At 70.4% G+C, this 18192-nt stretch carries 19 protein-coding genes; 12 read left to right on the top strand and 7 right to left on the bottom strand.

Features of this window, described 5'->3' with window-relative positions; all coding sequences use genetic code 11:
• The first annotated feature begins 61 nt into the window (after positions 1 to 61).
• The 5 genes from E3O60_RS12970 to E3O60_RS18525 all read left to right on the top strand — a co-directional run bounded on the left by E3O60_RS12970 (position 62) and on the right by E3O60_RS18525 (position 6360).
• A complete protein-coding gene (locus tag E3O60_RS12970) occupies positions 62 to 2341 on the top strand; it encodes a beta-glucosidase (protein WP_134498360.1) in 2280 nt (759 codons plus the stop codon).
• 510 nt (positions 2342 to 2851) lie between these two features.
• On the top strand, positions 2852 to 3985 hold the full coding sequence (locus tag E3O60_RS12965; protein WP_134498344.1) for an acyl-CoA dehydrogenase: 1134 nt from the start codon (positions 2852 to 2854) through the stop codon (positions 3983 to 3985).
• Positions 3979 to 5409, top strand: coding sequence for a bifunctional PIG-L family deacetylase/class I SAM-dependent methyltransferase (locus tag E3O60_RS12960; protein WP_134498342.1), 1431 nt, complete (start codon positions 3979 to 3981; stop codon positions 5407 to 5409). The genes E3O60_RS12965 and E3O60_RS12960 overlap by 7 nt, the downstream gene beginning before the upstream one ends.
• A complete protein-coding gene (locus tag E3O60_RS12955) occupies positions 5406 to 6107 on the top strand; it encodes a glycosyltransferase family 2 protein (protein WP_241993272.1) in 702 nt (233 codons plus the stop codon). Before E3O60_RS12960 ends, E3O60_RS12955 begins: the two co-directional genes overlap by 4 nt.
• Before the next feature lie 91 nt (positions 6108 to 6198).
• Positions 6199 to 6360: a hypothetical protein gene (locus E3O60_RS18525; protein WP_165787843.1), complete on the top strand. Its 162-nt coding sequence runs from the start codon at positions 6199 to 6201 to the stop codon at positions 6358 to 6360.
• Positions 6361 to 6417: 57 nt separating this feature from the next.
• Here the strand turns inward: E3O60_RS18525 and E3O60_RS12950 are convergent, their stop codons facing one another.
• Both E3O60_RS12950 and E3O60_RS12945 read right to left on the bottom strand, forming a co-directional pair.
• On the bottom strand, positions 6418 to 7164 hold the full coding sequence (locus E3O60_RS12950) for an SGNH/GDSL hydrolase family protein (protein ID WP_241980048.1): 747 nt from the start codon (positions 7162 to 7164) through the stop codon (positions 6418 to 6420).
• 69 nt (positions 7165 to 7233) lie between these two features.
• Positions 7234 to 7788, bottom strand: a complete 555-nt coding sequence (locus E3O60_RS12945; protein ID WP_088455003.1) for a HEAT repeat domain-containing protein — start codon at positions 7786 to 7788, stop codon at positions 7234 to 7236.
• A gap of 148 nt (positions 7789 to 7936) precedes the next feature.
• Between E3O60_RS12945 and E3O60_RS12940 the strand changes: the two genes are divergently transcribed.
• Genes E3O60_RS12940 through E3O60_RS12930 form a run of 3 tightly spaced genes read left to right on the top strand, consistent with a single transcriptional unit; the run spans position 7937 to position 10599 of the window.
• Positions 7937 to 8923 carry a methionine ABC transporter ATP-binding protein gene (locus tag E3O60_RS12940; RefSeq protein WP_088457815.1) on the top strand — a complete coding sequence of 329 codons (987 nt, stop codon included), beginning with the start codon at positions 7937 to 7939 and terminating at the stop codon, positions 8921 to 8923.
• A gap of 2 nt (positions 8924 to 8925) precedes the next feature.
• The gene (locus tag E3O60_RS12935) at positions 8926 to 9693 is read left to right on the top strand and encodes a methionine ABC transporter permease (RefSeq protein ID WP_255455318.1); all 768 of its coding nucleotides are present in this window, start codon (positions 8926 to 8928) and stop codon (positions 9691 to 9693) included.
• Positions 9694 to 9732: 39 nt separating this feature from the next.
• A complete protein-coding gene (locus E3O60_RS12930) occupies positions 9733 to 10599 on the top strand; it encodes a MetQ/NlpA family ABC transporter substrate-binding protein (protein WP_241993271.1) in 867 nt (288 codons plus the stop codon).
• A 50-nt stretch (positions 10600 to 10649) separates the two neighbouring features.
• On the opposite strand, the gene E3O60_RS12925 is transcribed toward E3O60_RS12930, so the two are convergent.
• Positions 10650 to 11126 (bottom strand): GNAT family N-acetyltransferase, encoded by a 477-nt coding sequence (locus E3O60_RS12925; RefSeq protein WP_088455005.1) that lies wholly within the window; start codon positions 11124 to 11126, stop codon positions 10650 to 10652.
• Positions 11127 to 11190: 64 nt separating this feature from the next.
• Here E3O60_RS12925 and E3O60_RS12920 point away from each other — a divergent pair, with 64 nt between their 5' ends.
• The 3 genes from E3O60_RS12920 to E3O60_RS12910 are packed head-to-tail and all read left to right on the top strand — an operon-like array spanning position 11191 to position 13286.
• On the top strand, positions 11191 to 11637 hold the full coding sequence (locus tag E3O60_RS12920) for a MaoC family dehydratase N-terminal domain-containing protein (RefSeq protein WP_088455006.1): 447 nt from the start codon (positions 11191 to 11193) through the stop codon (positions 11635 to 11637).
• The gene (locus E3O60_RS12915; RefSeq protein WP_088455007.1) at positions 11634 to 12074 is read left to right on the top strand and encodes a MaoC family dehydratase; all 441 of its coding nucleotides are present in this window, start codon (positions 11634 to 11636) and stop codon (positions 12072 to 12074) included. The genes E3O60_RS12920 and E3O60_RS12915 overlap by 4 nt, the downstream gene beginning before the upstream one ends.
• A 6-nt stretch (positions 12075 to 12080) precedes the next feature.
• The gene (locus E3O60_RS12910) at positions 12081 to 13286 is read left to right on the top strand and encodes a UDP-N-acetylmuramate dehydrogenase (RefSeq protein ID WP_134498340.1); all 1206 of its coding nucleotides are present in this window, start codon (positions 12081 to 12083) and stop codon (positions 13284 to 13286) included.
• Positions 13287 to 13491: 205 nt separating this feature from the next.
• Here the strand turns inward: E3O60_RS12910 and E3O60_RS12905 are convergent, their stop codons facing one another.
• Genes E3O60_RS12905 through E3O60_RS12890 form a run of 4 tightly spaced genes read right to left on the bottom strand, consistent with a single transcriptional unit; the run spans position 13492 to position 17186 of the window.
• On the bottom strand, positions 13492 to 14115 hold the full coding sequence (locus E3O60_RS12905; protein ID WP_134498338.1) for a response regulator transcription factor: 624 nt from the start codon (positions 14113 to 14115) through the stop codon (positions 13492 to 13494).
• Positions 14112 to 15365, bottom strand: coding sequence for a sensor histidine kinase (locus tag E3O60_RS12900; RefSeq protein WP_134498336.1), 1254 nt, complete (start codon positions 15363 to 15365; stop codon positions 14112 to 14114). The genes E3O60_RS12905 and E3O60_RS12900 overlap by 4 nt, the downstream gene beginning before the upstream one ends.
• A 46-nt stretch (positions 15366 to 15411) precedes the next feature.
• Complete coding sequence (locus E3O60_RS12895; protein ID WP_088455011.1) at positions 15412 to 16293, bottom strand: ABC transporter permease; 882 nt, start codon at positions 16291 to 16293, stop codon at positions 15412 to 15414.
• Positions 16290 to 17186, bottom strand: a complete 897-nt coding sequence (locus E3O60_RS12890) for an ABC transporter ATP-binding protein (RefSeq protein WP_103460540.1) — start codon at positions 17184 to 17186, stop codon at positions 16290 to 16292. The genes E3O60_RS12895 and E3O60_RS12890 overlap by 4 nt, the downstream gene beginning before the upstream one ends.
• A 121-nt stretch (positions 17187 to 17307) precedes the next feature.
• On the opposite strand from E3O60_RS12890, the gene E3O60_RS12885 reads away from it, so the two are divergent.
• Entirely contained in the window at positions 17308 to 18186 is an 879-nt protein-coding gene (locus E3O60_RS12885; RefSeq protein ID WP_134408371.1) for a hypothetical protein, read from the top strand.
• The last annotated feature ends 6 nt before the right edge of the window (positions 18187 to 18192 follow it).

The raw sequence follows: 18192 nt of genomic DNA, 5'->3' as shown, positions 1-18192 counted from the left end.
CGTTGTGACTAACCCAGAACTGCCCCAGGCATCCGACCGCGTGCGCGAACTGCACGCTCGGATGACCCTCGAAGAAAAGCTTGCCCAGCTCGTCGGCTACTGGGTCGACCAGGGCGGTGAGGTCGTCGCCCCCCTCGCCGGGGAAATGGCCACCTCGACGAAATACGACGAGGCGACGCAGCACGGGCTCGGCCACCTCACCCGGGTGTACGGCACCCGGCCGGTCGACCCCGTGGAGCGGGCCGAGTGGCTCTGGGCGGAGCAACGCCGCCTCACCGGAGAGACCCGGCTCGGCATCCCCGCCATCGTGCACGAGGAGTGCCTGACCGGACTCGCGGCGTGGAAAGCCGCGACGTTCCCCACCCCGCTCGCCTGGGGGGCCGCGTTCGATCCCGCCCTGGTGCAGGAGATGGGCCGCCTGATCGGCGGATCGATGAAGCAGCTCGGCATCCACCAGGGGCTCGCCCCGGTGCTCGACGTGATCCGCGACCCCCGCTGGGGCCGGGTCGACGAGTGCATCGCCGAAGATCCCTATGTGGTCGGGACCATCGGCACCGCCTACGTCACCGGTCTGCAGTCGGCCGGGGTGCACGCCACCCTCAAGCACTTCGTGGGCTACTCGGCCACGCAGGCCGGCCGGAACCACGCCCCGGTGCACGCCGGGTCGCGGGAGATCAACGACGTGTTCCTGCCCCCGTTCGAGATGGCCGTGCTCGACGGCGGGGTGCGGTCGGTGATGAACTCGTACGCCGAGATCGACGGCGCACCCGTGGGCGCCACCCCGGAGTACCTCACCGAGATCCTCCGCGACCGGTGGGGCTTCGACGGTGTCGTGGTGTCCGACTACTTCTCGGTGGCATTCCTGCAGCTGATGCATGCCGTCGCCGCCGACCGCGGTGAGGCCGCGGAACTCGCCCTGACCGCGGGGATCGACGTGGAGCTGCCCACCGGCGACGCTTTCCTCGCGCCACTGGCCGAGCGGGTGCGTGCCGGGCTGACAGATGAGGCGCTCATCGACCGGGCCGTGCTGCGGGTGCTCTCGCAGAAGGAGGACCTGGGCTTGCTCGATGAGACCTTCACCATGGCGCCCACCGAGATCGACCTGGACTCGCCAGAGCACCGGCGGGTGGCGCGGGTTCTGGCCGAGGAATCCCTGATCCTGCTCACCAACAACGGCGTCCTTCCGCTCCTGGGCACCGGCGACCGGGGCCCAGGCACCATCGCGGTGCTCGGCCCGAACGCCGACTCGACCGAGGCCCTGATGGGCTGCTACTCGTTCGTGAACCACGTGCTGGCGCACCACCCTGACGTGCCGGCGGACCTGACCATGCCCACGGTGCTGGAGGCGCTCCAGCAGGAGTTCCCCTCGGCGGAGGTCGTGTGGGCCCAGGGCTGCGAGGTAGAGGGGTCCGACGCATCCGCGATCGCCGCCGCCGTCGAGACGGCTCGCGCCGCCGACGTGGCCGTGGTCGTCGTGGGCGACCGGGCCGGCCTCTTCGGTCGTGGCACCGTGGGTGAGGGCAACGACGCGGAAAGCCTCGAGCTGCCCGGGGTTCAACGTGAACTCGTGGAGGCGCTGGTCGCGACGGGCACTCCCGTGGTGATGGTGCTGATGACGGGCCGGCCGTATGCCGTGCCGTGGGCCGTCGACGGCCCGCACGCGCCCGCGGCGGTGCTGCAGGCGTTCTTCCCCGGTGAAGAGGGTGGAGTCGCGATCGCGTCGGTGCTATCCGGCGCGGTCTCGCCGACCGGGCACCTGCCCGTGTCGCTGCCCAGGTCTGCCGGCGCGCAGCCCTACTCCTACCTGCACCCGATCCTGGGTGGCCCGTCTGACGTGACCAGTGTGGACAGCACCCCGGTGCTTCCGTTCGGGCACGGGCTGAGCTACACCACCTTCGACCGCACCGGCCTGGTGGCCGACGCCGAGGTCGCGGCCGGCGGCACATTCTCGGCGAGTGTGCGCATCCGCAACACCGGCGAGCGGGCGGGCACCGATCTCGTGCAGCTATACGCGCGGGATGTGCACGCCAGCGTCACCCGGCCGGTCGCCCAGCTGCTGGGCTACCACCGCGTCACTCTCGAGCCCGGCGAGGAGGTCGTGGTGCGCTTCGCCGTTCCGACGGCCCGGCTGGCGTTCACCGGCCTCCGGCACGAGCGCATCGTCGAGCCCGGCCAGGTGGACCTGTGGGTGGGCGCCTCCTGCGCCGACAAGCAGACCCTCGCGCAGATCACCATCACCGGTGCCGTGCACCGTGTGACGGTGGCGGATGCTCGCCTGGTGCAGAGCCAGATCGAGCGGGTGACTGAGCTCACGCGGGGGACCGCGGCGGTGCCGGTATAGCGGCGGGGTGGCGGCGGCGCGCCCGGCACGGCGGCTTCGCGGCGTCGGCTGAGGTGTGCGGGTCAGACGCCGCTATGCGGGTGGCACGCCACCCGCATAGCGGCGCGTGACCCGCCCGCCCGCCCGTGAGCGGCATCCTCCCGCGCCTCCGCACTCGCCGCCGCGCGCATCCACCCGCCGCGCTCGCCTCGGAGTTGCCGGGCGGGGCTCAACGGGGACGGAAGCCCCGATGGGCAGAGGAAGGGGCAGGCCACCCCGATGACGGCCCGCCCCATGCGGTGGTGTTTCGGGTGTGACCTCGGTCGGGCCCTATCAACGGTGCCTCAGGGTCACACTTCGGGGAACACCCCCGTATGGGGGGATGGTATCCCCGTTCTTCCGTCTTCGAAAGGTGTCGGGCACGGATTCCTGCCGTCGCATGGTGTGATGTTTGGCAGGATGATCTGACACGTATCGCCACGCGGCCCCGGATGCTCCGGGCTGCCGCCGTGCCGGATCAGGGGGAGAGCCATGACGACGCAGCCAGGCCCCGCGGCCGCACCCGCAGTGCTGACCGTCGGGGGAGTGAGCAGGAGCCGCGGCTCCCGGCCGCCGGAGGATCTCGAGCGGCTGGCCCACCTCGTCGAGGCCGCCTGGGCGGTGGACGGTAACGCGGAGCGGGCCATCCGGTTCGCCGTCGCGTCGGCCGGGACCCTGCCGCACCCCGGCTCCGGCCGCACCGATGCCCTGTTCGACGCGCTCGCCACCGTGGCGGCGGCCGACCTCACGGCCGCCCGGGTGCTCGAGGCGCATACCGATGCCCTCACGATCATGCAGCAGGCGCCGGGCGGCACGGCCGAGGCGGTCGCCACCCTGCCGGGCGCGGGCGGCGCGGAGCCGAGCAGCTGGGGCGTCTTCGCGGCGGAGGGCCCCGGCCTGCGGGTCGGCGCCACCCGCAGCCCGGGAGGCTGGCAGCTGAGCGGCCGGAAGCCCTGGTGCTCGCTGGCCGGCTCGCTCAGCCACGCGCTCGTGACCGCGCACACCACGCCGGACGGTGAGCAGCCGGCCCGTCGGCGGCTCTTCGCCGTGGACCTGGCCGATGCCGGCGTCGCGGTGCAGGAGGACGCCTGGTTCGCGACCGGACTCAGCCAGGTGCCCAGCGGTCCGGTGGACTTCACCGGTGTCCCGGCGGTGCCCGTCGGTGACGACGGCTGGTACCTCACTCGGCCGGGTTTCAGTTGGGGCGGCATTCAGGTGGCCGCTTGCTGGTGGGGCGGCGCCGTTGGCGTGGCCCGGCAGCTGCGGCAGGCGGCAGAGCGGCGTGAACCCGACCAGATCCTGCTGTCCCAGCTGGGCGCCGTGGACCTGGCCCTGATGGGCGCGGGCGCGGCGCTGGCTGACGCGGCCGCGGCGATCGATCGGGGTGAGGCAGAAGGCACGGCCGGCGGGCTGCTCGCCGCCCGGGTGCGCGGCCTCGTCGCGCGTACCGTGGACGAGGTGCTCGGCAGGGTCGGGCACGCGCTCGGCCCGGCTCCGCTCGCCCTGGATGCCCGGCACGCCCGCCGGGTGGCCGATCTCACTCTGTACGTTCGCCAGCACCACGCGGAGCGAGACGATGCGGCGTTAGGCCGCCGGCTGCTCGCGGAGGAGGCGGCCTCGTGGTGAGCTTCACGCACGACACCGGCGGCACCAGTGAACGGCGCTGGGACGAGGCCGACTGGTCGGACCGGAACAGGCCGCTCACGTTGGAGGGCTGTGCCCGACTGATCGTGGTGGCCGCCCACCCCGATGACGAGTCCCTCGGTGCCGGTGGGCTGATCGCCGTCGCCGGGCAGCTCGGGCTGGCGATCACGGTGATCGCCGCCACGAATGGTGAGGCCTCGCATCCGCGTTCGCCCACCCTGACCCCCGCCGATCTCGCCGCGGTACGCCGGGTGGAGATGGTGAACGCGGTGCGGGCGCTCGCGCCGACGGCGACGGTGCGCCTGCTCGACCTGCCCGACGGTGACCTGTCCCAGCACCGCAACAGCCTGGAGGAGGCGGTGTCGCAGGTGGTTGCGGCGGACGAGGCGGCCCCCGGGCCGGCCGGCGGGACCTGGATCGTCGCCCCGTGGCGGTTGGACGGGCATCCGGACCACGCGGCAGCTGGCGAGGCGGCTGCCCTCGTCGCCGGCCGCACCGGCGCCAGGCTGTTGGAGTACCCGATCTGGGCGTGGCACTGGTCGTCGCCGGAGGACCCGGTCTGGCCCACGGGTGCGGACGGCACGGCACTGTGCCGCCTCGACCTCGACGCGGCGGCCCGGGAACGCAAGAACACCGCCATGGCGGCGCACACCAGCCAGGTGCAGCCTTTGTCGGACCGGCCCGGTGACGAGGCCATCGTGCAACCGGGTTTCGCCGCCCACTTCGAGCGGGACCATGAAGTCTTCGTCGGCGCCGCGGCCGACGTCCTCCCGGCAGCACCGGTCGCCGGGTCGCCCCGGGCCAGCCTCACGGCCGGCTTCTTCGACGAGTTCTACGCGGGGTCGGCGGATCCCTGGGGATTCGAAACCCGCTGGTATGAGGCCCGCAAACGCGCCGTGACCCTTGCGGCGTTGCCGCTGCCGCGCTACGGCGCCGCCCTCGAACTCGGTTGCTCGATCGGCGTGCTCAGCCGGGACCTCGCCGAGCGCTGCGACACCCTCCTGGCCACCGACATCAACGAACAGGCCCTCACCGTGGCCCGCGAGCGGCTGGCCGGCCTGCCCGGCGTGACAGTGGAGCGGCGCGCCCTGCCGACCGAGTGGCCGGCCGGCACCTTCGACCTGGTGGTGCTGTCGGAGATCGGCTACTACTGCTCACCCGCTGACCTGGCCGTGCTGCTGGAACGGTGCCGGCGAAGTCTCACCCCGAACGGCGCTCTGGTGGCCTGCCACTGGCGGCACCCGGTGGGGGAATACCCGCTCGGCGGCGACGAGGTGCACGCGGCGCTCGCCGCCCTGCCCGGACTCGACCGCACCGTGCAGCACGTGGAGCGCGACTTCGTGTTGGAGGTCTACGAGCCGTCCCCGGCTCCCTCCGTGGCGCAACGAGAGGGGCTCACGGAGTGACGACTCGCATCGACAGACTCATCGTGGTGGTCCCGGCCCGCGATGAGGAGAGCCGGCTGCCGCGGTGCCTGGCCGCGCTCGCAGACGCCGTGCAGGCCGTCGAGGACGAGTTCGGCACGGACGCCCCGGCCATCTCGGTCGTCGTGGTCCTCGACCGCTGCACCGACGGGTCTGCCGAGGTCGTGGCGCAGTGGCCGCAGTTCAGGGCGTTGGAGTGCTCGGCGGGATCGGTCGGCTCGGCCCGCCGGGAGGGCGTGGCCCACCTGTTGACCGACGCGGCGGCGGCGCACACCTGGGTGGCCACGACGGATGCCGACTCCGCGGTTCCCCGGCGCTGGCTGACGGCACAGTTGGCCCTGGCCCAGGCCGGCACCGAACTGGTGCTCGGCACCGTGCTGCCCGACGACGAACTGCCGGTGCAGGAACGTGCCCGCTGGCACGGGTCGCACACCCTGGTCGACGGTCATCCGCACGTACACGGCGCCAACCTGGGTGTGCGCGCCGACCGCTACCTGCAGGCCGATGGGTTCAGCGACGTCGACTCGGACGAGGACGTGCTGCTGGTGGAGGCGCTCCGCACCCTCGGCGCGCGGGAGTGCCGTACCGCGCTGATCCCGGTGCTCACCTCTGGTCGGCTGGGCGGCCGGGTGCCGGGCGGATTCGGCGGCTACCTCGCCGACCAGGTGGTGACACGCTGACGAAAACTCAGAAATAGCTCGCGATCAGCGCCGTGAGGGGTCTAACATCTCGAACACGAGGAAACCCTCGGTTCTAGGAAAGGTTTGACACATGAATCTTCTAGTCATCATCATCGCCATCGTGGCCGTGGTCCTGCTCATCACCGGCGGGCTCGTCGAGTCCCTGCAATTCCTGCTCTGGGTCGGTGTAGTCCTCGCAGTGATCGCCGTCATCGTCTTCCTGCTCCGGACGATCTCGGGCCGCAAGGTCTGATTCGTCCTCGACACCAAAAACGGGCCGCGTGGGCAACCACACGGCCCGTCCTGCGCCCTACGGTGTCTCGACGACGGTGAGCTCGGGGCGCTTGGGCGGGCGGCCGTCACCGGATGACCGGCCGGTGAGCCGGCGTCCGATCCAGGGCAGCACGTAGGCGGCGTAGTACGCGGCGGTGTCCTGGATCCGTTCCCGCGGCGGGGCCTCGCCGGCCGCGCCCTGGGCCCACCCGGCGGGAATCGGCACGTTCAGTGCGGTGAGCACATTCGTCGCGACCCTGGTATGCCCGCGGGCGTTCAGGTGCAACTTGTCGGCCGACCAGAACCGGCCGTTCATGAGCTCGGTATCGATCCAGTTGTCGACCAGGGTCACGCCGGGCTTGCCGAAGGTCTCCCTGGCGGCCTCGGCGAGCCTGTCGCCGCGCTTCTGCATCAGGGAGCCCAGTGGCAGGTGCCTGGACGGGTTGCCGCCGCTGAGCACCACAACGTGGATGCCGTCGGCCACGGCCTTCTCGACGACGTGGTCGAGCAGATCGACGACGTAGGAGATCTCCACCCGCGGGCGCATCATGTCGTTGCCGCCGCCACATACCGTGAGCAGGTCAGGTTTCAGCGCCAGAGCCGGCTTGAGCTGGTCACTCACGATCGGACCGAGCAGCTTGCCGCGGATGGCGAGGTTCGCGTACGAGACCGGTTCGGGGGTGGCCGCAGCCAGCCCGATCGCCACGAGGTCGGCCCAGCCGCGCACCTGGCCGTCGGGCAGGTCGTCGCCGACGCCCTCGGTGAAGCTGTCACCGATCGCCACATACCGTCGGTACGGCTGTGCGTTTCGGTGCGGGGTGCTCTGATTCGGAGTGGGGATGGCGTTCGTGGGTTACTCCTTGGGCAGGTTGAGCCGGGTCATGATGGCATCGCGGGCCTGCTGGGCGGCGCGGCGCACATCCTTGTCGGGGTCGCGCAGGCGCACCACGATGGTGGGGATGTCCTGTTCGCGACCCTGCTCGGCGAGGGCGTTGAGGGCGGCGACCCGCACGCGGGGCACCTCGTCGGTGGTGGCCTTCACGAGCTTGGGCGCGACATCCAGCTTGCGCAGCATGACGACCTTCGCGCACATCTCGCGGATGCGCCAGGCCTCGTTGTTCAGGCCAACGACGACGTACGGCGCCGCGGAGTCGTTCCAGACGTGCAGCAGCGCACGGGCTCCCCACAGCTCGGGCCAGTACAGCGCCGGCGCTCCCTCGAGGATGCCGAGCGCGTGCCGGCCGCCCACGTAGAGCAGGAAGTCCTTGCCGGCGTTCTTGCCGCGCATCAGGGCGACGGAGTGGTCGACGACGGTGGACTCGCCGTAGTGTTCGACGGCCTTGGCGAGTCGTTCGGCCGTGGGCAGGTCGATCGGAAGATCGGGGTGTGGGGTCAATTTGTTATGCATAACGAGTCAACGTTATCCCGCGCGGAGGGTCGGCGCGGCTTCCGGAGGCCCGGCGACTTATTTCGTCACAGTGATTTGGCCCGCGGCGTTGCGATTGACACACTCGGAATCACTGCGGTACAAGGCCGCGCGAACCCTCAGGACCACCGTGATCTCCGTACAGCACGTCTCCAAGACCTTCCGCTCCGGCGGCACCGTCACCGCTGCCCTGCAGGACGTCTCGCTCGAGGTCGCCGAAGGGGAGATCTTCGGGGTGATCGGTCAGAGCGGTGCCGGTAAGAGCACCCTGATCCGCGCGATCAACCTGCTCGAACGGCCGGACTCCGGCACCGTGACCGTCGACGGTGACGAGCTCACCGCGCTATCGCCCGCCGATCTGCGCCGTGCCCGCCGCAAGATCGGCATGGTTTTCCAGCACTTCAACCTGCTGGCCGGCCGCACGGTGCGCGGAAACGTGGAACTGGGACTCGAGATCATCGGCGTCGACGGCGACGCCCGCCGACGCCGTGCCCTCGAGATCCTCGACCTGGTCGGCCTCGCCGACAAGGCCGGCGCCTACCCGGCGGAGCTGTCCGGCGGTCAGAAGCAGCGGGTGGGCATCGCCAGGGCGCTGGCCGGCAGCCCCAAGGTGTTGCTCTCCGACGAGGCCACCAGCGCGCTGGACCCCGAAACCACCCGGTCGATCCTCGACCTGGTCAAGACCATCAACACCGACCTGGGCCTGACGGTGCTGCTGATCACGCACGAGATGGATGTCGTCAAGCGCATCTGCGACTCCGCCGCGCTGATCGAGGACGGCCGGATCGTCGAGCAGGGGCGCATCGTCTCGCTGATCTCCACCGCCGGATCCCGCCTCGCGCACGAGCTCTTCCCGCTCGGCGCCGTGCCGTCGCTGCCGGGCGACACCGTCATCGACATCACCTTCAGCGGCGGGTCGGCCGACCGCCCCGTGATCGCACAGCTGGCGCGCACCTACGGTCTGGACGTGTCGATCCTCGGCGCGGCCATCGAGACCATCGGCGGCAACCAGGCCGGCCGCACCCGCCTGGCGCTGCCGGGCAGCGCGGCGGGCAATGCCGCGCCCATCTCAGACCTGCGCAGCCAGGGCATGCTCGTCGAAATCGTGGGGGAGTAACCGTGCTTCTGGATCCATCGCTGCCGCAATTCTGGTCTGACCTGTTCCAGGTGCTGCTCATCGGCACCGGGCAGACCCTCTACATGGTCGGCGTCTCGCTGCTCATCACCATCATCGTGGGCCTGCCGCTGGGCATCGTGCTCGTCGGCACCGAACCCGGCGGCCTGTTCGAGAGCCCGTTCGGCTCCCGCCGGCTCGGCCGGGTGGTCAACCGGGTGCTCGATTTCGTCGTCAACCTCGGTCGCAGCGTGCCGTTCATCATCCTGATGGTGGCCCTGATCCCGTTCACCAGGCTGGTGGTGGGCACCTTCATCGGGCCCACCGCCGCCATCGTGCCGCTGGCCGTTGTGGCCATCCCGTTCTTCGCCCGCATGGTGGAGATCGCGATCAAGGAGGTCGACACCGGTCTGATCGAGGCCGCGGAGTCGCTCGGTGCGACCCGCTGGCAGATCGTGTCCAAGGTCCTCGTGCCCGAGGCGCTCTCGCCGATGATCCTGGGCCTGTCGACCACGGTGACCTCCATCATCAACTTCTCGGCCATGGTCGGCACCGTCGCCGGCGGCGGCTTGGGCGACGTGGCCGTGCGCTACGGCTACCAGCGCTACAGCACCATCCACATGATCGCCGTGATCATCGTGATCTTCGTGATCGTCATGGTGCTGCAGGGGCTGGCGACGATGCTGGCCAAGCGATTCGCGCACAGGTCCCGGCCGACTCGCGCGGAGAAGACCGCGCCGGCCCTGCGTGCCAGCGCCGTCACCGGCGCGTAACCCCGACCCCACCCGACCGCGCCGCGTCAGCATGACGGCGTGGCCACCACCACCCACGAGAAGAGCCCTCCCATGCAGTTCACCTCCCGCGGAACGCGCCTTGCCGGTGCCGCCGTCACCCTCTCCGCCCTGTTCGCCCTCACCGCCTGCGCGGGAACGACCGACGAGCCCGCCACGACCGGAGCCGACGACGACCTCGGCACGATCACGGTGGGCGCCCTGGCCACCCCGGCCGGCGACATCCTCAAGTTCGTGCAGGACAACCTGGCCGCCGACGCCGGGCTGGACATCACCTTCCAGGACTTCACCGACTACAACACCCCCAACGTGGCCCTGTCCGACGGTTCGATCGACGCGAACCTGTTCCAGAACGCCACCTTCCTGAAGACCTACAACGAGCAGGCCGGCGGCAGCCTGGTGAGCGTCGGCGAGATCTACCTGCCCAGCGCCGCGTTCTACAGCAACACCGTTGACTCCCTCGACGACCTCAAGGACGGCGCCACCATCGCCATCCCCAACGACCCGACCAACGAGGGCCGCGCGCTCAAGATCCTCGCCGCCGAGGGCCTGATCGAGACGACGGACGAGCCCACCTCACTCGCCGACATCACCGACAACCCCAACAAGTACGAGTTCCGCGAGATCGAGAACGCCACCCTGCCGCAGGCCGTGCAGGATGTCGACGTGGCGTTCGTCACCATCTCGTTCGCTCTGCCGGCCGGCCTCACCGCCGACCAGGCGATCCTGATCGAGGGCTCGGACAGCCCGTACTTCAACGTGCTGGCCACCACGCCAGAGCTGGAGAACGACCCGCGCATCGTCAAGCTCACGGAGCTGCTGCTCTCAGACGAGACGCAGGCCTACATGGAGGAGACCTGGGGCGGACTGGTCATCCCCGCCGTCTGACCCTGACGGCCCGGCGCACGCACGCCCCGTCACTGCCGGCCGCTACGGCCTCAGTGGCGGGGCTTCGTCGTGACAGCGTCGAGGTCGAGCTCGAAGGCCGTCGCGTTCTCGTAGGGACCGTAGCTGCCGATCTCGGCGAATCCCAACCGACGGTACAGCGCCAGCGCCTCCGGCTGGGCGTGCCCGGTTTCAAGCCGCACCGTCTGATAGCCGAGCTGGCGGGCGAGGCCGGCCAGTTCGCGCAGCATCCGGCTGGCGTAGCCCTGGCGGCGGTAGTCCGGGTTCGTCCACATGCGCTTGATCTCCACGACGGTGTCGTCGATGCGCCGGATGCCGCCGCCCGCGACCGTCGTGCCGTCGTCCAGGAGCACCACGAACGCTCCGGTCGGCGCCTCGAACTCGCCGGCGTCGACATCCAGCACCGACTCGCCGGCGCCGTGCCCGTAGCGGGCGTCGTACTCCTGGCGCAGGCCGGTGAGCAGGGGGGCAACCTCGGGGGCGGTCAGTGCGACCTGTACGTAATCCACTGGGCCAAGTCTGCCCTAACCGGCCCGACCGAACAATTCTGCGGGGCGCAAGTACACTCGATACGTGTCCGTGAATCCAGCAATCCAGGGTCGGGTCTTTCCCGCCGTGCCGCCGTATCTGGTCGGCCGGGAGAAGGTGCGCGAGTTCTCGCGTGCAGTCTTCGCGACCAACCCGATCAATTTCGACCCCGACGCCGCCCGCGCCGCGGGGCACAGCGACATCGTCGCGCCGCCGACATTCGCCGTGGTGGTGCAGGAGGCGACCCTCGCCCAGCTGCTCGCCGAGCCCGACGCCGGCATCGACTTCACCCGGGTGGTGCACGGCGACCAGCGGTTCAGCTACAGTCGCCCGATCGTGGCAGGTGACGAACTCACCGCAACGCTGCGCGTCGCCAGCGTGAAGAGCCTGGGCGGCCACTCGATGGTCACCGCGGAGTCGACAATCGTCGATGCCACCGGCGCCCACGTGGTCACCGCCACCTCCACCCTCGTCGTCAGGGGAGACGAATGACCACCAGCGCACCCGTCACGCCCAGCCTCGAGAGCCTCACCGTGGGCGACATCGTCGCCGAGAGCAGCTTCCCACTGACCCGGGACTCCCTCGTGCGCTACGCGGGTGCCTCTGGCGACTTCAACCCCATCCACTACCGCGACGACGTCGCCCACGCGGTGGGGCTGCCCGGCGTGCTCGCGCACGGCATGCTCACCATGGGCCTGGCTATCCAACCCGTCGTCGACTGGGTCGGCGACTCGGCCCGGGTTCTGGACTACCAGGTGCGCTTCACCCGGCCGGTGCCAGTGGACCCCGACCTCGGCGCCGTGGTGACCGTGGTCGCCAAGGTGGGCGCGCTCGACGCGGATGCCGGCGTGGCGCGGATCGACCTCACCGTGACCTTCAACTCCGTCACCGTTCTCGGCAAGGCGCAGGCGCGCGTCTCGCTGGTCTAGGCGACCATGACCGACCCTGTAGCCGCTCCTGTTCCGGTGCCCGTGACCCTGGCAGACCTGACGACCCTGCGGGTCGGCGGTGCCCCCGCGCACCTCGTCGCGCCGGCCGATGAGGCCGGCTTGATCCAGGCGGCCCTGGATGCCTGGGGCTCCGACGAACCGTGGGTGCTGCTCGGCGGTGGCTCGAACACCGTCGCGGCCGACGCCGGCTTCGACGGCACCGTCATCCGGGTGTGCACCCGGGGTGTGGAGGTGCTCGCCCCGGCGGCCGAGACCGGCGCCGACGCGGAAACCGACGCGGATGTCGACGGGCGCCCGGTGCGCATCCGTGTGCAGGCCGGCGAACCGTGGGACGACCTCGTCGCCCTCACGGTGGCCAACGGCTGGGCCGGCATCGAGGCGCTCTCCGGTATTCCGGGGACCAGCGGTGCGGCCCCGGTGCAGAACATCGGCGCCTACGGCCAGGAACTGGCCAACAGCCTGGCCGCCATAGACTTCCTCGACTTCGAGTCCGGCGAGGTGGATCGGCTCAGCGCCGCCGAACTCGGCCTCGGCTACCGCACCTCGGTGCTCAAGCAGGGCCGCCGCGGAGTGGTGCTCGCCATCGAACTCGAGCTGCGCGACATGTCGGCACAGGCCGCCGTGCTCGGCAGCGCCCTGAGTCAGCCGGTGACCTACCCGCAGCTGGCAAATGCCCTCGGGGTACAGCTGGGCGACCGGGTGCCGCTGGCCGAACTGCGCCAGAGCGTGCTCGGCCTCCGGGCCGGTAAGGGCATGGTGCTCGACGCCGCCGACCCCGACACCTACAGCGCCGGGTCGTTCTTCACCAACCCGATCGTCACCGAAAGCTTCGCCCGCACTCTGCCCGACGAGGCCCCGCGCTGGAAGCAGGCCGAGATCGAGCTGCCCGACCGGGTGATCCCGCTCGACGAGTACGCCGGTGTAGGGCCGATGCCGGGCGTCGAGGTTCTGCGCACGGTGAAGCTCAGCGCCGCCTGGCTGATCGAGAACTCCGGCATCCACCGTGGCTTCCGGCTGCCCGGCTCCGGCGCGGCGATCTCGAGCAAGCACTCCCTGGCCATCACCAACACCGGCACCGCCACCGCCGACGAGATCGGCCAGCTCGCCCGGTTCGTACAGCAGCGCGTGCAGGCCGACTTCGGCGTCATCCTGCACCCTGAACCCGTCTTCGTGGGCTTCTCGCTGCTCTAGCCGCGGCGCCGCGAGTTGCGCGAAAAACCCCTTCGGAGGCATCCAGAGGGGATTCTGCGGCAAGTCGGTGAGAACCCCTTGCGTGACTTGCGGGAAAAGTCCCTTTGGAAGCATCGCAATGGGCGTTTTGCGGCACGTCGGCGCTGGGGAGCGTGGGCGGGATAATTCGGCTGGCTGGCAGGCGGCACCAGGGCGAGCGGATGCGTCAGAGCAGGCGCAGCTCCATCGCCAGGGTGACCGCCCGGGTGCGGTCGCCCACGCCCAGCTTCTCGAACACGTGCAGCAGGTGCGTCTTCACCGTGGCCTCGCCGATGAACAGTGACCTGGCGATCTGCGGGTTGCTCTCGCCGGCCGCCACCAGACGCAGCACCTGCAGTTCGCGGGCCGACAGCCGAGGCGCCGGCACGGCATCCGCCCGCACCCGCTGCACCAGCCTGGCGGCGATCACGGGTGCGAGCACGGTCTGGCCGCCGTATACCGAGCGCACACCCTCGATGATCTCCGCCTGCGGGGCCGCCTTGAGCAGGTAACCGCTGGCGCCGGCGGCGATCGCGCCGAGGATCTGGTCGTCGGACTCGTACGTGGTGAGGATCAGCACCCGGGTGGCCGGGTTCTGCTCCAGAATCTGCGCGGTGGCTGCGGCGCCGTCCAGGTGCGGCATCCGAAGGTCCATCAGCACCAGGTCGGGCCGCAACTCGCCGGTCAGACGCACCGCCATGGCTCCATCGGCGGCCTCGCCGACCACCTCGATGTCGTCGGCGCCGCCGAGCAGGCCCACAATGCCGCCGCGCACGATCGGATGGTCGTCGGCGACCAGCACCCGGATCATCCGCGCCCGCCGGTGCTGGGCGCCGTCACCAACAGAGGCAGGGTCACCCGCAGCACCGTGCCGGAGCCGTTCGCCGAGTCGGTCACCTCGAGCCGGCCGCCCACCAGGCCGACCCTGTCGCGCATACCCGTCAGCCCGAAGCCGTGCTCGGACTCCGGGCGGTAAGCGCCCAGGCCCCGGCCGTTGTCGGTGACGGTGAGGGCGACCTCCTGGGGTGTGCGAGCGATGGCGATGCGGGCGGCGCCGGCGCCGGAGTGTTTGCGCACATTGGCGAGGCCCTCCTGGCCGCAGCGCAGCAGGACCACCTCGAGGGCGCGGTCCAGCGGGGGCAATTCGGTCCCGTGGTCAGCGCCCGCCGGGTCGAGGCCGGTGAGTTCGACGGTCACCTGGATCCCGGTCTCCCTCTCGAAGCGTTCCGCGAGCCGGGTCACGGTGTGAGCGAGGTCGCCGTCGGCGGCGCGCACCGGCGACATCGACGCCACCAGGGCACGGGCCTCGGTGAGGGCGTCGCGCCCGGTCGACTCGATCAGGTCGAGACTGTCGGCAACGGCCGACGTGTCGCCGGGAACGGCGGCGAGCTCGGAGCGGGTGCGCTGGGTGAGCATCACCAGGCTGGTGAGGCTCTGCGCGATGGTGTCGTGGATCTCGCGGGCCAACCGCTCACGCTCGGCCGCGCTGCCGGCATCCCGCTGCGCCGCCGCCAGCTCGTCCTGGGCCAGGGTGAGTTCCTCCACCAACCGGCGCTGGTAGGCGCCGGCCTCGACGATGTGGGAGATCCAGGTGCCCATCGCCAGCGCGAACGCCAGTGAGATCCCTTCGATGGCGGCCGCCTGCACGGCGGCGTCCGCCGTGCGCCCGCCGCTGATCCACAGGCCCAGCCCGGTCACGGTGGCCAGGGTGATGTTGAGCAGCACCGCGCCCCGGTATGTTCTGGCGAGCACCCAGAGAAACGGGAACACCAACGTCTGCAGCGTGGCCATGCTCGGGTCGAACGCCGTCGCGACGCCACAGGCCACGATCACGACCACCCGGAAACCGGTGTCGGCAACCGAGGGCGCGACCTCCGGCCGGTCGGTTGCCCGGGCGATCGCCAGGCGGCCCCAACCGAGGTACGCCACGCCGACGGCCGCGAGGCTGAGGAGCGCCCCGATCCGTGCCGGTGCGCCACCGCCGGAGCCCTCGATCGCCATGACGGTGAGGACGGTCAGCGCCCCGGCGACCGCCACATCCCACCAGCGCCGTGTGCTCATGCGACAAGCATCCCATGTGCCGCACGCCCCGGGCACGGCGGGTGCATCAGGAGTCCTTGCGGATCCAACGGAAGGTGAGCCGACTGCCGACGAGCCCCACCACCAGCCAGATCAGCAGCGCGATCGCCACCAGGCCCAACTCCCAGGCGCCGTTCTGCTCCTGGGCGGCGAAGCTGTCCGGCAGGAACACCGCACGCATGCCCTGCGCCATCCACTTGAGTGGGAACAGGCTGGCGACGTTCTGCATCCAGTCCGGCAGGGCGTTGAACTGCAGGTACACGCCGGAGATGAACTGCAGCACCAGCACGATGGGGATCACCACGGCCGACGCACTGCGGCCCGACCGTGGCAGTGCCGAGAGGGCGATGCCCAGGAACGCGCAGGTGATCACGCCCAGCAGGAACACCCAGATGAAGGTGAGCCACTTCTCCGGCTCGGTGGGCAGGGCGATGTCGAAGGCGAACCGGGCCACGATCAGCAGCAGCACGGCCTGCAGGATGCCCGTGACGAGCACCTGGCCGATCTTGCCGATGAAGTAGCTCAGCGGCGACAGCGGGGTGCCGCCGAGCCGTTTGAGGGTGCCGTCGCCCTTCTCGCCGGCGATGTCGATCGCGAGGTTCTGCAGGCCGGAGAGCAGCATGCCCGCGGCCAGCATGCCGGGCAGGTAATACGCGCCGACGCTGATGCCGCCGGAGCCGTCCGGGTTGGTGCCGATGTTGCCCTGGGCGCTGAACGCCGCGGTGAAGATGCCCAGCATGATGAACGGGAACAGGAACGTGAAGAAGACGGTGTCGGTGGAGCGGAAGTACAGCTTGATCTCGAAGCCGATGCGGGCCAGGCCCAGGCTGAACAGCCCGTGCCGAGTAGTGCGGTGACCGGCCGGTTGGGGCAACTGTGGGGTCGGTTGCGGGGTCAGGGTCGCGCTCATGCGAGTACCTCCGTGCTTGCGGTGTCACTGGTGCTGCCGGCCGCGTGACCGCGCACCAGGCCCAGGTAGATGTCTTCGAGGCTGGGTCGGATGACCTGCAGTTCGGCGGGTTCGCCGCCGAGGTCCCTGGCCAGCTGGGCGACCAGGCCGGCGGGGGTCTCGGTGCGCGCCTCCCGCTGCACCCCGTCGGCGTCCCGCCAGCGCACCATCGGGATGCGGGCGGCGGGGCCGCCGAGTTCGCCGATCGTGCCGATGTCGATGAGCCTGCCGCCCACGATGATGCCGGCGCGGTCGCTGAGCTCCGCCGCCTCGTCGAGGTTGTGGGTGGTCAGCAGAATGGTGGTGCCCTCACCCTTGAGGGTGCGGATGAGATCCCAGAACTGGTGCCGGGCCTCGGGGTCGAATCCGGTGGTCGGTTCGTCCAAGAAAAGCAGTTCCGGCCGGCCGATGATGCCGAGCGCAACATCCACCCGTCGTTGCTGACCGCCGGAGAGCCGGTGGATGCGGGTCTTCGCCTTCTCCTCAAGCCCGACCGCGGCGAGGACCTCCTCCACCGGTCGGGGGTTGGGGTACAGGCTCGCGAAGTGCCGCAGCTGCTCGAGCACTGTGGCGTTGCCGCTCTCACCGCTGGATTGCAGGACGATGCCGATGCGGGCCTTCCAGTCCAGACCGGCGTGCTGCGGGTCAACGCCCAGGACCGTGACGTCGCCCTCTGAACGGTCGCGGTAGCCCTCAAGGATTTCGATGGTGCTGCTCTTGCCGGCCCCGTTGGGTCCGAGCAGCGCAAAGGTCTCGCCGGGGCGGATGTCGAAGCTGATGTCGTTGACGGCATCGAACGCGCCGTACGACTTACTCAGCCGCGAGACGCGCACTGCCGGAGGTGAAGTAGTCATGTACCCACAATCGTCCCAGTGCCGATTCTGGGCAACACCCTCCCGACCGACCTGCCTATCCACCACCCGGTGGATGCCAAAGGTCGATAGGGTTCGGGGAACAAACCGGGGGAGAAACACCATGAACGACGCCAATGGAGCCAACACGCACCAGGAGCCCGCGGGAGCGGAGGGGGACCCGGCAGTGGCCGGCGCTCCGGTGAGCGGCGCGCCAGAGAAACGTCGCAGCGCGTTGCGGCCGTGGCTGTGGCTGCCGGTGGCGGGCTTCGCGGTGCTGTCCATCACGGGTGCGGTGGTCAGCGGTTTCCTGGTCGGCGGCAGCGTGGTCGACGGGGTGAACGCGGGCCGGGCCGGAGTGCTCGCGGTGCCGACGGAGGCCGCCACCGACGTCGCGGAGCCGACCGACGCACCGACGCCCGCGTCAACCTCCGGCGCCGATCTGGCCGGGCAGGAGGGCACCGTATCCCTCGACGACCAGGTCGACCTCGGGGGCACCTTCCCGGCGTGGGGATACCCGATCCTGGACGGCTGGGGGGTCACCGTGTTCGACGAGCAAGGCATCAACCAGTCCGAGAATTCGGAGCTCGGCTGCCAATTGACGTCATCCCAGAACGTGCAGAGCGCCTACGACGCCGGCGCGACGGACGATCTGACCGACACTCTCGCAACCGTGGATGCGCTTGAGCAGCAGCTGCTGTCGGCCGGAAACGACGCCACACTGGTCGGCGAACTCGGATTCACCGACTTCGGCATCAACCTGCCCGGCGCCGCGGAGCGCATCGAGTTCCTCACCACCCGTATCGACTACGTGGATCCTGAAGCGGGCGTGAGTTACACGAACGAGATCGCGGCCAGGGCGATGCCGCTGTCGGAATCGTTCATGTACATCGTGGTGCGGTGCCCGACCTCGCTGGTCGACGCCGGCGGCAGCCCGTTCGAGGAGCTGCGGGCCGGTCTCGCCGTCATCATCGACGGGCCGGGGAAAGTCGGTCCGGAGTGAGCCGGG

This window comes from Cryobacterium sp. TMB1-7 (assembly GCF_004402435.1).
GTDB classification, from domain to species: Bacteria; Actinomycetota; Actinomycetes; order Actinomycetales; family Microbacteriaceae; genus Cryobacterium; species Cryobacterium zongtaii.
Note: the sequence above shows the minus strand (reverse complement) of the source record. Positions and strands in the feature narration are given on the sequence as shown.